Below are 14,409 nucleotides of genomic sequence, written 5' to 3'. Positions count from 1 at the left end.
ATTACCGGTCGCCGGTCGTCAGGGAGAGACTGGCGGCATGAACCTTAAATGGTGTCCAAGAATACTTGACCAGTTCAAGCCAGCTCCCACAGGGATGTCCAAAATATTCAGAGGGCAGGCCCATTCAACCACTCCTGATTCATCGTTTCGGTATCCCCCAGGTACTCCAGCAACCACGCCATGGCCGGCGAAAATTTGTTCTGTGCCCAGGCCACACACGACGGGCTGGCCGGAAACGGCCGGCTCAACTGCAACGCCACCAACTCACCGCGCTCGATCCACGGCAACACCTGATGCGCCGGCGCCATGCCGACGCACAGCCCGTCGCGCAGGCAATCGATGGCCGAGGCCCAGTTGGGCACCACCAGCCGCCGTTGGTTATCCAGGGTCCAGGTGTCGCGCTTGGGCAGGTTGCGCGACGTGTCGGTCATGCACAGGGAGGCGAAGGGGCGCAGTTGATCGTCATTGAGCAATCCCTCGACTGCTGCCAGCGGGTGCGTGGCACTGACCACGCACAACCAGTTCAACAGGCCCATGTCACGAAACGTGAAGTGACTGGCCACCGGCACCGCGCTGGTGGCGCCGATCACAATATCGGTGCGCTCATCGGCCAGAGCGTCCCACACGCCGTTGTACACCTCGTATTCCAGCAGCAATTCCACTTCGGGAAACTGCCGGTAAAAATCCAGCACCAGTTGGCGGCAGCGCTGGGGTTTGACGATGGAGTCCACGGCCACCTTCAATTGGCCGCTCCAGCCATTGGCCACCTGCTGGCATAGCCGGCGCGTGCCGAGCATCTTTTTCATCACGCCACGGGCTTCTTCTATAAAGAGGCGACCGGCCGGTGTGAGCTCCACGTCCCGGTGCCTGCGCACGAACAGCGGTACGGCCAGCCACTCCTCGATCTGACGCACCGTGTAGCTGATGGCCGACGGCACGCGGTGCAATTCCTGGGCGGCGGCGCTGAAGCTGCCATGGCGCGCTACGGCATCGACTACATCCAGGGAGTATTCAGACCACATGGTGGTTGCCTTCAAAATATTTGATGAGAATGTCCAATTATTATCGCTTCACACTAAAACTGTCAGCTTCATAATGGGTGCCAGTCAGCAAATAGTTTGATGGCAATATATTCAAGGCTTCAATGAAAAATTCTTTGGGTTTCACAGGGTATCTGGCGGGGCTGAGCATGCTCGGTTATCTGGCCATGGACATGTACTTGCCGGCATTCGGTGCCATGGGCGAACAGTTGCAGATCGGCGCGGGCGCCGTGGGTGCCAGCTTGAGTATTTTCCTCGCGGGCTTTGCGGTGGGGCAGTTGCTGTGGGGGCCGCTGTCTGACCGCTTGGGGCGTAAACCGATCTTGCTCACGGGCCTGAGCCTGTTTGTGCTGGGTTGCCTGGGCATGTTCTGGGTCGAGACCGCGTCGCAGTTGCTGGCGTTGCGCTTTATCCAGGCGATTGGCGTGTGTTCCGCCGCCGTGAGTTGGCAGGCGCTGGTGATTGACCGTTACCCGGCCGACAAGGCCCATCGCGTGTTCGCCAGCATCATGCCGCTGATGTCACTGTCGCCGGCCCTGGCGCCGTTGCTGGGGGCGATGGTGTTGAACCACTTTGGTTGGCAGGCGATCTTCGGCGTGTTGCTGGGCGTGTCGTTGCTGCTGCTGTTGCCCACCTTGTTCCTGCGCACCGTACCGAAACGTCAGGCGCAGACGGGCGAACCTGCGCGCCTGGGTTACGGGCAATTGCTTGCATCCCGCGTGTTTACCGGCAACGTGATGATCTTTGCCGCGTGCTCCGCCAGTTTCTTCGCCTGGCTGACCGCGTCGCCGTTCATTCTGGGCGACATGGGCTACAGCCCGAATGACATTGGTCTGAGCTACGTGCTGCCGACCCTGGCGTTCCTGGTGGGCGGTTACAGTTGCCGCAGCGCCTTGCAGCGTTATCAGGGCAAAACCCTGCTGCCGTGGTTGCTGGTGGCGTATTGCATCAGCATGCTGGCGTTGTACCTGGTTGCCACCTTGACCGTGCCGACCCTCACCACCTTGCTGATTCCGTTCTGCCTGATGGCCCTGGTCAACGGCGCGAGCTATCCCATCGTGGTGGCGAATGCACTGATGCCGTTTGCAGAAAACTCCGGCAAGGCTGCGGCCCTGCAAAACACCTTGCAACTGGGCCTGTGCTTTCTTAGCAGCTTGTTGGTGTCGTCGATGATTGACCAACCGTTGTTGATCACCGTGATCGTGATGCTGGCGACTGCGCCGTTGGCGGTATTGGGTTACTGGCTGGCGCGGCCAAAAAACAACCCTGCCAAACTGGCCCAGGCCTGACCTTGTAGGAGCCGGCTTGCCGGCGATCGCGTTCTATCAGTTAGCCCATTCGTTGCTGACCCACCGCTATCGCCGGCAAGCCGGCTCCTACAGATTGGCGGGTGTCAGAAGGTGACTTCCATGTTCAACGTCGGGGTTGAGGTGCGGGTGCCCAGGCCACCGTCCACGCCGAACTTGTTGTGCCAATACTCGTAACCCACGCCCAGGTACAGGTTCGGTTTCACGCTTTTACCCGGGCGCACCGCCACCATCAGCGCGGTGCGCATCAGCGCTTCCGGCGCGGTGTCGCGGCCATGGTAGTCCTTGCCTTTTTCCCCGACGTAATTGATGAACCCCTGGAACTTGACCGCGTGGCTGGCGACTTCGAACGGGCGCATCCACGTCAGGTTGAGCATGTAGGTGTCATCGAACGTGTGGTTCGACTCTTGCGCGCCGGGGATGCCAGTGTGGTTCTTTTCCTTGTAGTACATCAGGCTCAGGTCGAGCACACCGACGGTGTTGAACTTCAAGGTAGGACCCAACACCAGAGCGCGCTTTTTGGCTGACGCAAAGTTGTTGTTGCGATTGGCATCAAACCCCGCCGTCAGGGCGTAGTCCTTGATCAGGCCGGTGCCCAGCGGCACATCGAATACCCGGGACGCGTACAACTGGTGCCGGTACACGCCGTACACCTCGCTGCCGCCATGGTCCGTGCCCTTGCGCGGGTCGCTGCTGTCGGACAGGAACACATCAAGGTTGAAGTAATTGCTGCCGTATCTGTAACCGCTGGCGTGGGTAAAGCTGTAGATGCGCTTGCTGAAATCGTCGGGGTTGTTCGGATTGGTGAAGTGCTGGCCGTAGCGGAAACCTACGCTGTTGTTCATCCATTCCACCGCGACAGCCTCCCCGCCGCCGAGGAGGGACAGTAAAACGGTTGCGCCGTGCAGTGCCTTTTTCATTGTTTTTATTCCTTTGGCGTTTGGCTCATGGCGGCCTTGCAGGGACCGCCGGGCGCAGTATCAGCACAAGGCTGGCGCGCGCCAAAGAACAGAATCTCGCCTGGGGCGATGCCGAAACGGCAGCACGGTATTTGCCCTGAAAGTCAGGAAAAGCGCGGCGCCCCGGGCATTTCGTCGCGTTCGCGCAAGGCAATTTCTTCGCCCAGCAGGTGGGTCAGGGCTTGCACCGCCACGGGCAAGTCACGGTCCTTGCGGGCATACACGCCCAGGTCGCTGAAGATGCCACCCTGGTCGCTCAGCGGAATGTGCAGCAGTTCGCCGCGCTGCAGGTCGGCCTCGATACCGATGCGGGTCTGGAAGGCGATGCCCAATTGCTGGCGCGCCAACTGTCGCGCCAGCTCCATGGAGTTGCTGTGCAGCAGGGGCTTGTTCGCTGCCGCCGTGGGTCTGTGCAACGGGGCGATCAGGTGATGCACTGACAGCTCGCTCTTGGCCTGGATCACCCCGTATTCGCAGCACTGCCCGTAGCTCACCCGCGTTTCACCGGCCAGCGGATGCTCCGGTGTCATCAACGCGCCCAAGCGGAAATGGCCGACGCACAGCTGGGTGATTTCGTTGCTGCGCGGCAGGGCAAACGCGAGGCCCAGATCCGCCTGGCCATGGATGACTGCGCCAGGAATCGACTGCGAACCCTGCACCGTGACGCCAATCGTCACCTTCGGGTAGCGCTCGCGCATACGCCGGAGTGCGGCAGGCAGCAGTTCGACGGCGGCACCTTCCACCGTGGCGATTTCCACGTGCCCGGTCTGCACGCCGTGCAAGCCATCCAGTTCACCGCGCACCCGTTCTACATCCTGCAGCAGCAGGCTGATGTGGCGCGTAAGGATCTCACCGGCGGCCGTCACGCGCAGGCCGCCCGGCAACCGTTCGAACAGCGGTGCGCCCATCTCGTCTTCCAGCTTGAGGATCTGCCGGTTAACGGCTGACGACGCCACATTCAGGCGCCGCGCGGCTTCGCGGATCGAATGGCAGCGCCGGACCATGTCGAAGTAGTAGATGGCCGGAGCATGAATACGCAGCTTGCGGTTGAGCATTTTTTTTCAGGTCCTTTTGCACACGGCTTCAAGCCACAGGGCAGGGCGGCTGAATGGATTTTTGTATCGCCGTCGTCTGGCTTATTGTGAAATTGATTGTATACAACTCTATGGACATCCCGTCTTTCCTTTGCATACAGTGAATACACAACAAAAACAGAGACCCCCCACCATGACTATCCCGAAGGCGTCACCGCAGCGGCCAGAAGATGAGAATCTCGGCGTCGCGGCCAACATGGCTTACGGCCTGCAGCATGTGCTCACCATGTACGGCGGCATCGTTGCCGTTCCGTTGATCGTCGGTCAGGCAGCAGGGTTGTCGCCCGCCGATATCGGCCTGCTGATCGCCGCGTCACTGTTTGCCGGTGGCCTGGCCACGCTGCTGCAAACCCTTGGCTTGCCGTTTTTTGGTTGTCAGTTGCCACTGGTGCAGGGCGTGTCCTTTGCCGGTGTGGCCACGATGGTGGCGATTGTCGGCAGTGATGGGGCGGGCGGCGTGCCGGCGATACTTGGCGCGGTGATGGCCGCGTCGTTCATCGGCTTGCTGATCACGCCGGTGTTCTCGCGGATCACCAAGTTTTTCCCGCCGCTGGTGACTGGCATCGTGATCACCACCATCGGCTTGACCCTGATGCCCGTCGCGGCCCGTTGGGCCATGGGTGGCAACAGCCGCGCGGCGGATTTTGGCAGCATGTCCAACATCGGCCTGGCCGCGCTGACCCTGGTGTTGGTGCTGCTGCTGAGCAAGATCGGCAGCGCGACCATCTCGCGATTGTCGATCCTGCTGGCGATGGTGATTGGTACGGTGATCGCGGTATTCCTGGGCATGGCCGACTTCTCCGGTGTGGCCCAGGGGCCGATGTTCGGTTTCCCTGCGCCATTCCATTTCGGCATGCCAACCTTCCACGTGGCGGCGATCATTTCCATGTGCATCGTGGTGATGGTGACCCTGGTGGAAACCTCGGCCGACATCCTGGCCGTCGGTGAAATCATCGACACCAAGGTCGACTCCAAACGCCTGGGCAATGGCTTGCGCGCCGACATGCTGTCGAGCATGTTCGCGCCGATCTTCGGTTCGTTCACCCAAAGCGCATTCGCCCAGAACGTAGGCCTGGTGGCGGTGACCGGCGTGAAGAGCCGTTTTGTGGTGGCCACCGGCGGGGTGTTCCTGGTGGTGCTCGGCTTGCTGCCCTTCATGGGGCGGGTGATTGCGGCGGTGCCGACGTCGGTGCTGGGCGGTGCCGGGATCGTGCTGTTCGGCACCGTGGCGGCGAGTGGTATCCGCACCTTGTCCAAGGTGGATTATCGCAACAACATGAACCTGATCATTGTGGCCACTTCCATCGGTTTCGGCATGATCCCCATCGCTGCGCCGAGCTTCTATGACCACTTCCCGAGCTGGTTCGCGACGATTTTCCACTCGGGCATCAGCTCGTCGGCGATCATGGCTATCCTGCTGAACCTGGCGTTCAATCACTTCACGGCCGGCAACTCGGACCAGCAGTCAGTGTTCGTGGCGGGGACCGAGCGCAGCTTGTGCTTCCGCGATGTGTCGGAACTGCGCGATGGGGACTACTTCAGTGGCGGCAAGTTGTTTGACGCCGAGGGCAAGGAGATTCCGTTGGTGGCCGATGTATCAAGGAAGACGGCGAAACCTGAAACCACCGAAGTCTAAAGCCGATTGAGAAGCCCATGTGGGAGCTGGCTTGCCTGCGATAGCGGCGGTGAATTCACCCCAGTCATCGCAGGCAAGCCAGCTCCCACATTGCCTTAACCAGCTTTAAGCTTTGGGTACGGCACCGAGCACGCCTCATCCAGAAACTTCACCACCGTGCCCATGCACGCCTGGCGTTCTTCCACGTGGGGCATGTGGCTCGAGTCTTCGAACAGCGCCCAGCGTACATCCTCGATCTCATCCAGGAATGGCTTGACCACCAGCGGTGTGGCTTCGTCGTGACGGCCGGAGATCACCAGGGTCGGCACCTTGATCGCCGACAGCCGGCCTATCACATTCCAGTCCTTCAAGCTGCCGATCACGTGGAACTCGGTGGGGCCGCTCATGGCGTGGTACACCGTTGGGTCGGCATCGACCTGGGCGAAGGTGCGCGCCACTTCTTCCGGCCACGGGTTGACCCGGCACACATGCTGGTCGTAGAAAATCCGTGAGGCCGCCTGGTACTCGGGGTCGCTGTAGGTGCCGGCCGCTTCGTGCTTGAGCAGGGTTTCATGTACGCCTTCGGGCAGCAACTGGCGCAGGCGGTTGGCTTCGCTGACCCAGGTGCGCATGCAGGTCGGCGAGTTGGCCGGGATGAATGCGCGCAGGCCCTTGGGTTGCAGGATGGCGTGTTCGCTGCCGAGCATGCCGCCCCAGGATTGCCCGAGGATCGCGTAGTTGTCGCTGATTTGCAGGTGGTCCAGCAAGTTGTTCAGCTCTTCGAGGAACAGGCCGATGGTCCAGAAAGACGGGTCTTTGTCGGGCAAGTGGGTGGAGCGGCCATTGCCGATTTGGTCGTAGTGAATCACCGCATGGCCGCTGGCGGCGACGTCCTTGAAGGCATCGACGTAGTCATGGGTGCAGCCGGGGCCGCCGTGAATGATCACCAACGGTGTACGGCCGGTGGTCAGGTCGCCGGTGACGCGATACCAGGTCTGGTAGGCGCCGAAGGCCGCAAAGCCTTCGCGGATTTTCTCGATGAATTCCATTTCGTACCCTGCTCTTAAAAAAAGGATCAGGGACACCATAGTCGGCAGGGCAGGTTTAGGTAACTAGCAAAACAGCTAGGTTTTGCCGAAGGGTCAGTCTTCCAGCAGGCGGTAATGGGTGGCGCGCACCACCGCTTGCACGCGGTTCTTGGCCCCCAGCTTGTGCATCGCCGAAGCCAGGTGCAGGGTCACCACCGCCAATGACCGGCTCAGTTGCGTGGCGATTTCAGCGGCGGTCAGGCCGTCGGCGGCCCATTTCAGGCATTCGCGTTCGCGCTTGGTCAGGTGAATGTGCGGGTAGGTGCGTAGCTCTTTGCTGAACAGCGGGTAAGCCGCTTCCTGCAACGCATGGGTAATCAGGCTGAAATCCGCCAGGGTCTGCTGGGCATCCTGCAATACGGTGCGCGCCTTGCCGGTGCGCAGGCCGGTCAGCGAGGCGAAGCCGCCACGGGGCAGGTGGATGGGCACACTGACGCCACAGGTGAGCTGGCGCTCGTGCAGGTAGGACGACACCGGGGCATGGCAAGGGTCGATGATCTTTTGCAGCGCGGTCTCGGCCTTGGCCTCATAGGACCAGACAAACGGCGATACCGTGCTAAGGGCCAGGTGCTGAACCGGGTCGATCTGGTAGAACCCTTCGCTGCACCACAAGGCGTGCCAGTCCGACGGGGTGTTGCGCAGCTCCAGCACCGACGGCGTGATGAGTGAGCCATCCTGGTCGATGGGCACCGGGGTGTAGTCGTACACCAGTGCATCGAAGCCCAGTTGCTGGGCGAGAATAAACGTATTGTCCATCTGCTCGTCCAGGCTCCTGCCCGGCATCAGACGATTGTTGAAGGCAGTAAGCTTGGCCAGCATCCGTTCTGCTCCCGAATTCATTTGAATCTCGACTTGCGGCAAGTAGAATGCCACGCCCCGGCGAAGGACTGCCAGGCCAAACCTATAAGAAATACTAGGTTATGGACGCACGGCATCCTCGGTAGTGTTGGCCTGATAAACGGCCGCTACCTGCCAGGCCGATACAACACAAGGAATGTATGCATGTGGCGTGAAATTGCCCCCGACCAGCAGTACAACGTGCAAGTCGACGGCCATAACCTCGTGGTCTACAGCTTTGGCGAAGGCGATGAGGTGCTCTTGTGTCTCAACGGCGGCCCGGGCCTGCCGTGTGACTACTTGCGCGACGCCCATGGCTGGCTCAAGGACCATAACCTGCGAGTGGTTGCATTCGACCAGCTTGGCACGGGCGCTTCAGCCAGACCGACCGACGTTTCGTTGTGGGATATCCGCCGTTATGTCGAAGAAGTCGAAACCGTACGCCAAGCCCTGGGCCTGGGCCGCGTGCACCTGCTGGGGCATTCCTGGGGCGGCTGGCTCGGCATCGAGTACGCCATTTATTACCCAGACGCGCTGAAAAGCCTGATCCTCGAAAACACCGTCGGCGACATTCCGCACCTGTCCCAGGAACTTGAACGCCTGCGCGGCGCCCTCGGCAGCGAAACCGTGGCCATGATGCAGCGCCACGAAGCCATGGGCACCCTGGATCACCCGCAGTACCAGGCCGCAATCACCTTGCTCAACTACCGCCACGTATGCCGCCTGGACGAATGGCCGGAGCCGGTTAAACGCTCCCTGGGCGACTGGAACATGGGCCCTTACGAGGCCATGCAAGGCCCCAACGAATTCCTCTACATCGGCAACCTCAAGGACTGGAACCGCATCAGGGAGATGGGCGAGTTCCGGATGCCGATCCTGATCACCACCGGCCAGCACGACGAACTCACCCCGGCCTGCGCCCACCGCATGAAGCTCGCGGCCAGACACGCGGAGTTGCACGTGTTCCCCAACAGCAGCCACATGCCTTTTTATGAAGAGCCCCAGGCGTACTTTCCAGTGCTGCTGGACTTCCTCGCTCGTCACCGGGGCTGACGGATGAACCTGGCGCGTTACCGTTTTGTGCTGTCCCGGCCGCTGCAATTGCTGCCGGTGCTGTTTGGCATCAGCCTGATCACCTTTGTGCTGGTGCGCTCGATCCCGGGCGACCCGGCGCGCGCGTTGCTCGGCTCGCGCAGCACGCCGGATGCCTTGCTGAAGATTCGCGCCCAGTACGGCCTGGATCAGCCGTTGTGGCTGCAATATTTCTACTTCCTCAAGAACCTGCTCAAGGGCGACCTTGGCCAATCCCTGTTGTACAAGGTCGATGCTTTGAAGCTGATCGTCACGCGCATCGAACCCACCCTGGTGCTGGTGCTCGGCAGTGTGGTGCTGGCGCTGTTGATTGCGCTGCCGCTGGCGACTCTGGCGGCACGCAATAAAGGTGGCTGGGCGGACAACCTGATCCGCGTGTTCACCACGGTCGGGCTGGGCATGCCGGCGTTCTGGCTGGGCTTGATGCTGATTTTGTTGCTGAGTGTGCAGTGGGGCTTGTTTCCGGTGTCTGGTTACGGTCGCACCTGGCTCGACAAGGCCCACCACATGGTGCTGCCATGTCTGACCATCGCCCTGGCGCTGTCGGCGGTGCTGGTGCGCAACCTGCGCGCAAGCATGCTGATGGAGTTGCAGGCCGACCATGTCACGGCGGCCCGGGCCCGTGGGTTGTCGGAAGCCGCGGTGTTTCGTCGGCATGTGCTGCCCAATTCCCTGGTGCCGGCGGTCAACCTGCTGGCGGTGAATATCGGCTGGCTGATCAGCGGCACCGTGGTCATCGAAAGCCTGTTCGCCATTCCCGGCATCGGCCAATTGCTGGTGCGCGGCATCTTTACCCGCGACTACATGGTGGTGCAGGGCGTGGCCATGGTGCTGGCGTGTGCCACGGTGCTGGTCAACTTCATCGCTGACGTGGTCACCGTAACCCTCGACCCACGGGTGAAAATGCAATGAGCAGCCGCCCGTTGATTGCACCCTGGCGCCTGCGCTTGCGTTTCGGTTTTCGCAATGGCCGCCTGACGGCCGCGTGGGGGTTGCTGATTCTGCTGGCGTGGTTGGGGCTGGCGCTGTTCGCCCCGTGGATTGCACCTTATGACCCGATAGCACAGAACACGGACATCAGTTTGCTCGGGCCGAGCCTGGCCCATCCGTTCGGTACGGATAACTACGGCCGCGACATTCTGTCGAGGGTAATTTGGGGCGCGCGCATCGACCTGCAACTGGCCATTGTCGGCGTGATCTTCCCGTTCATGATCGGCACCTTCGTCGGCGCGGTGTCCGGTTACATCGGCGGGCGCTTCGACAGCTTTTGCATGCGCGTGATCGACGTGATCCTGGCCTTTCCCTTCCTGGTGCTGATGCTGGCGATCATGGCCATCCTGGGGCCGGGCTTGAAGAGCTTCTACATCGCCATGGCGCTGGTGGGCTGGGTGTCTTACGCGCGGCTGATTCGCTCGCAGATCCTGGTGCTCAAGGAAAGCGACTTCGCCCTGGCGGCCAAGAGCCTGGGCTTTGGCCATGGGCGCATTCTGTTTCGGCATTTGCTGCCCAACGCGATGTTTGGCTCGATCGTGTTTTCCATGTCGGACGCCGTGCTGGTGCTGCTCAATGGCGCTGCCGTCAGCTACCTGGGCCTGGGCGTGCAACCACCGACCGCTGAGTGGGGAACCATGGTGGCTGAAGGGCAAGCCTTCATCACCACTGCGTGGTGGATCTGCACCTTTCCCGGCCTGGCCATCGTGACCCTGGCCATGGGCTTCAGCCTGCTGGCTGACGGTGTGGCGCAGGTATTGGGAGATCGCTCATGAGCCTGCTGCAAGTGCGCGACCTCAGTGTGATTGCCCATAACGCCGGGCGTGATGTCACCCTGGTCGAGCGCGTGTCGTTCGACCTGGGCGAAGGTGAAATCCTCGGCCTGGTGGGCGAGAGCGGCTCGGGCAAGACCATGGCCTGCCGTGGGCTGATGCGCCTGCTGCCGTCGCCCAACCTGCGCGTGCAAGGCGGTTCGGTGCGCCTGGCCGGCCAGGACCTGCTGCAACTGGATGATGCCGGTATGCGCGCCGTGCGGGGCGGGCAATTGGGCATGATCTTCCAGAACCCCAGCAGCCACCTGGACCCGTTGATGCGCATCGGCGAGCAGATCGCCGAGGGCATCCGCCTGCATCAAGGCGCCTCGAAAAAAGACGCACGCCGGCAGGCCATCGAGGTGCTGCGTCAGGTCGGCATTCCCGACCCCCAGGCCCGCGTCGACAACTACCCCCACGAGTTTTCCGGCGGCATGCGCCAGCGCGCGATGATCGCGGTGGCGCTGGGCTGCAACCCGAAAGTGCTGATCGCCGATGAACCGACCACGGCCCTGGACGTCACCGTGCAGGCGCAGATTTTGCGGTTGTTGCTGGCGCTGCGTGACGAGCGCGGCCTGTCGATCATCATGATCACCCACGACCTGGGCGTGGTGGCACAAACCTGTGACACCATCGCGGTGATGTACGCCGGGCGCTTGTGCGAGCACGGCAGCAAATACGAAGTGCTGGCTCATCCGCAACATCCGTACACAGCGGGTTTGATCGACTGCCAGCCCGCCCATAGCAGCGGTCACGCCTTGCTGCGCACCATCGCCGGTCAACCGCCGTTGCTCGATGCCTTGCCCTCGGGGTGCCGCTTCAACCCGCGTTGCCCGCAGGTCGGCGCGTTGTGTACCCGCGTGTTGCCAGAAGGTGCGCGGGTGGCGTGCCACTATCCCCTGGGAGGCCAGCCATGAGCTTGTTGCAGATCAAGGACCTTGAGGTGAAGTTTGCTGCGTCCGGCACGGGCGTGTTCGGCCTGAACAAGCAGTGGGTGAGGGCGGTCAATGGCGTGTCGCTGAACCTGGCGGCGGGCGAAACCCTCGGGCTGGTGGGCGAGTCCGGCAGCGGCAAAAGCACCCTGGGCCGGGCGATCCTGCACCTCAACCCCATCAGCGCCGGCCAGGTCTTGTTTGATGGCATCGACATGGCCCATGGCAGCGCCATCGACATCGCCCGCCTGCGCCATGAAACCGCGATGATCTTCCAGGACCCGTACGCCGCGCTGAACCCGCGCCATACCATCGGCGAAACCATTGCCGAGGTGCTGCGGGTGCAACGCAAAGTCGCGCCAGGGCAGATCCCAACACGCGTGAATGAGCTGCTTGACCTGGTTGGCCTGCGCCCCGAATTGGCCAGCCGCAAGCCTGGCTCCCTCAGCGGCGGCCAGTGCCAGCGCGTGGGTATCGCCCGGGCGCTGGCAGTGGAGCCGCGCCTGATCATTGCCGACGAATGCGTGGCGGCGCTGGATGTGTCGATCCAGGGCCAGATCATCAACCTGTTGCTGGAACTGCAACAGCGCATGAACCTGGCGATCCTGTTTATTGCCCACGACCTGGCCATCGTGCGGCGCCTGTGCGACCGCGTGGCGGTGATGTACCTCGGTAAGATCGTCGAGGAGGGGCCGGTGGAGGCGGTGTTCACGGCGCCGCGTCATCCCTATACCGCCGCGTTGATCGAGGCGATTCCCGAGATCGATCCGCATCGGCCGTTGCCTGCCGAACCCTTGCCGGGTGAGCCACCCAGCCCACTGAATTTGCCCACAGGCTGCGCCTTTCACCCCCGTTGCCGGCATGCCCGGACGATGTGTTCCGTGGTGTTGCCGCCTACCCATTTCCTGCACGAGCATCGGTACAGTTGCGTGCTTGAAGAACCGTTGCTCTAACCCTCTGCCATTCATTAACAAGGAGTTGTGATATGCAATCGCGCCATTTGAAATTGCTCGCCGCCGCTACATTGACTGCATGGTCCCTCACTGCCGGGCTGGCACACGCCGCTGGCGTACTGACCATTGGTTGCCGTGAAGACAGCACCACGTTCGACCCGATCAAAAGCGCGCAAAACCGCGACACCTGGGTGTTCGCCAACGTCTACGACACCCTGGTACGCGTGGATAACCTGGGCACCAAGATGGAGCCGGGCCTGGCCGAAAGCTGGGAGATCTCCAAGGATGGCCTGACCTACACCTTCAAGCTGCGTGATGCGAAGTTCTCGGATGGTTCGGCGATCACCGCCGATGACGCAGCGTTCAGCTTGCTGCGTATCCGCGACAACAAGGCGTCGCTGTGGGCCGACCCGTTCAATTTGATCAATACGGCCAAGGCGTCAGACCCGAAAACCCTGGTGGTCACGCTGAAGACTCCGGCTGTAGCCTTCCTCTCGCAACTGGCGTCGCCGACGGTGTCGATCCTGTCGGAAAAAGCCATGACCAAAATGGGTGAAGACGCCTACTCGGAAAATCCGGTGACCTCCGGCGCGTTTACCGTGGATGAATGGCGCAAGGGCGATCGTGTGATCCTCAAGAAAAATCCGAACTTCTGGCAGGCCAAGAACGTGAGCCTGGATGGCGTGGAATGGGTGTCCGTCACCGATGACAACACCCGCATGCGCATGGTGCAGAACAATGAGCTGGACACGGCGATCTTCGTACCGTTCTCCCGCGTTGAAGAGCTGAAGAAAGACAAGAACGTGGTCATCCACGCCGACCCGTCCACCCGCGAAGATCACCTGCTGATCAACCACGCCCACGGTCTGCTGGCCAAGCAGGAAGTGCGTGAAGCGCTGGACATGGCCATCGACAAGCAGTCGCTGGTCAAGACCGCGACTTACGGTCAGGGCACCGTGGCGTATTCCTACATTCCAAAGGGTTCGCTGTACCACTACGCCAACAACCTGCAGCGCCCGTACGACCCGACTGCTGCCAAGAAGCTGCTGGAACAAGCCGGTGCCAAGGACTTGAAGCTCAACTACGTGGTCAACGCCGGCAACGAAGCCGACGAGCAGATTGCGGTGATCATCAAGGACCAACTGGCCAAGGTCGGCGTGACTGCCAACCTGCAGAAGGTCGACCCGACCCAGAGCTGGCAGATGCTGGTGGACGGTGAGTACGATATTTCGGTGATGTACTGGACCAACGACATCCTCGATCCGGACCAGAAGACCACCTTCGTGCTGGGCCACGACACCAACCAGAACTACATGACCCGCTACAAGAACGACAAGGTCAAGGCGCTGGTGGCGCAGGCGCGGATCGAGGCGGACCCGGCCAAGCGTGAGCAGATGTATGTCGAACTGCAGAAGCTGGCGAAACAGGACGTTAACTGGATCGACTTGTACTACAGCCCGTACATCAACATCTCACGCAAGAACGTGAGCAACTTCCTGCAGAACCCACTGGGCCGATTCACCCTTGAAGAAGTGGTGAAAAACTAAGCTACAAACCAATGTGGGAGCCCGGCTTGTGTGGGAGCTGGCTTGCCTGCGATAGCATCGCCTCGGTGTATCAGGTACACCGCGGTGATGCCATCGCAGGCAAGCCAGCTCCCACACAGACCAGCTCCCACATTTTGTTTTGC

Annotated in this window: 13 protein-coding genes; 8 read left to right on the top strand and 5 right to left on the bottom strand. The window is 61.4% G+C overall.

The window, feature by feature from the left end; translation table 11 throughout:
- Positions 1-107: 107 nt before the first annotated feature.
- Positions 108-1,022: a DNA-binding transcriptional activator PunR gene (gene punR, locus AC07SU_RS18890; protein ID WP_494997870.1), complete on the bottom strand. Its 915-nt coding sequence runs from the start codon at positions 1,020-1,022 to the stop codon at positions 108-110.
- 122 nt (positions 1,023-1,144) lie between these two features.
- Here punR and punC point away from each other — a divergent pair, with 122 nt between their 5' ends.
- The gene (gene punC / locus AC07SU_RS18885) at positions 1,145-2,329 is read left to right on the top strand and encodes a purine nucleoside transporter PunC (RefSeq protein ID WP_494997869.1); all 1,185 of its coding nucleotides are present in this window, start codon (positions 1,145-1,147) and stop codon (positions 2,327-2,329) included.
- A 104-nt stretch (positions 2,330-2,433) separates the two neighbouring features.
- On the opposite strand, the gene AC07SU_RS18880 is transcribed toward punC, so the two are convergent.
- Together AC07SU_RS18880 and AC07SU_RS18875 are read right to left on the bottom strand one after the other, a co-directional pair.
- Positions 2,434-3,267 (bottom strand): nucleoside-binding protein, encoded by an 834-nt coding sequence (locus AC07SU_RS18880; RefSeq protein WP_494997868.1) that lies wholly within the window; start codon positions 3,265-3,267, stop codon positions 2,434-2,436.
- A gap of 143 nt (positions 3,268-3,410) precedes the next feature.
- Positions 3,411-4,361, bottom strand: a complete 951-nt coding sequence (locus AC07SU_RS18875; protein WP_494997867.1) for a LysR family transcriptional regulator — start codon at positions 4,359-4,361, stop codon at positions 3,411-3,413.
- A gap of 172 nt (positions 4,362-4,533) precedes the next feature.
- On the opposite strand from AC07SU_RS18875, the gene AC07SU_RS18870 reads away from it, so the two are divergent.
- Positions 4,534-6,036 carry a nucleobase:cation symporter-2 family protein gene (locus AC07SU_RS18870; RefSeq protein ID WP_494997866.1) on the top strand — a complete coding sequence of 501 codons (1,503 nt, stop codon included), beginning with the start codon at positions 4,534-4,536 and terminating at the stop codon, positions 6,034-6,036.
- 95 nt (positions 6,037-6,131) lie between these two features.
- Here AC07SU_RS18870 and AC07SU_RS18865 read toward each other — a convergent pair whose 3' ends face one another.
- Positions 6,132-7,064 carry a proline iminopeptidase-family hydrolase gene (locus AC07SU_RS18865; RefSeq protein WP_176995393.1) on the bottom strand — a complete coding sequence of 311 codons (933 nt, stop codon included), beginning with the start codon at positions 7,062-7,064 and terminating at the stop codon, positions 6,132-6,134.
- A 93-nt stretch (positions 7,065-7,157) separates the two neighbouring features.
- Positions 7,158-7,922, bottom strand: coding sequence for a LuxR family transcriptional regulator (locus AC07SU_RS18860; RefSeq protein WP_176995394.1), 765 nt, complete (start codon positions 7,920-7,922; stop codon positions 7,158-7,160).
- A 183-nt stretch (positions 7,923-8,105) separates the two neighbouring features.
- Between AC07SU_RS18860 and AC07SU_RS18855 the strand changes: the two genes are divergently transcribed.
- Genes AC07SU_RS18855 through AC07SU_RS18830 form a run of 6 tightly spaced genes read left to right on the top strand, consistent with a single transcriptional unit; the run spans position 8,106 to position 14,266 of the window.
- Positions 8,106-8,993: a proline iminopeptidase-family hydrolase gene (locus tag AC07SU_RS18855; protein WP_494997865.1), complete on the top strand. Its 888-nt coding sequence runs from the start codon at positions 8,106-8,108 to the stop codon at positions 8,991-8,993.
- Positions 8,994-8,996: 3 nt separating this feature from the next.
- Positions 8,997-9,944 (top strand): ABC transporter permease, encoded by a 948-nt coding sequence (locus AC07SU_RS18850; RefSeq protein WP_494997864.1) that lies wholly within the window; start codon positions 8,997-8,999, stop codon positions 9,942-9,944.
- Positions 9,941-10,798, top strand: coding sequence for an ABC transporter permease (locus AC07SU_RS18845; RefSeq protein WP_176995397.1), 858 nt, complete (start codon positions 9,941-9,943; stop codon positions 10,796-10,798). The genes AC07SU_RS18850 and AC07SU_RS18845 overlap by 4 nt, the downstream gene beginning before the upstream one ends.
- Positions 10,795-11,751, top strand: a complete 957-nt coding sequence (locus AC07SU_RS18840; RefSeq protein ID WP_494997863.1) for an ABC transporter ATP-binding protein — start codon at positions 10,795-10,797, stop codon at positions 11,749-11,751. Before AC07SU_RS18845 ends, AC07SU_RS18840 begins: the two co-directional genes overlap by 4 nt.
- A complete protein-coding gene (locus tag AC07SU_RS18835; RefSeq protein WP_494997862.1) occupies positions 11,748-12,719 on the top strand; it encodes an ABC transporter ATP-binding protein in 972 nt (323 codons plus the stop codon). The genes AC07SU_RS18840 and AC07SU_RS18835 overlap by 4 nt, the downstream gene beginning before the upstream one ends.
- A gap of 32 nt (positions 12,720-12,751) precedes the next feature.
- Entirely contained in the window at positions 12,752-14,266 is a 1,515-nt protein-coding gene (locus tag AC07SU_RS18830; protein WP_494997861.1) for an ABC transporter substrate-binding protein, read from the top strand.
- Positions 14,267-14,409: the final 143 nt, after the last annotated feature.

Source organism: Pseudomonas sp. GW821-FHT05H12 (genome assembly GCF_059419385.1).
This window is presented reverse-complemented; position numbering and strand designations above follow the sequence as displayed.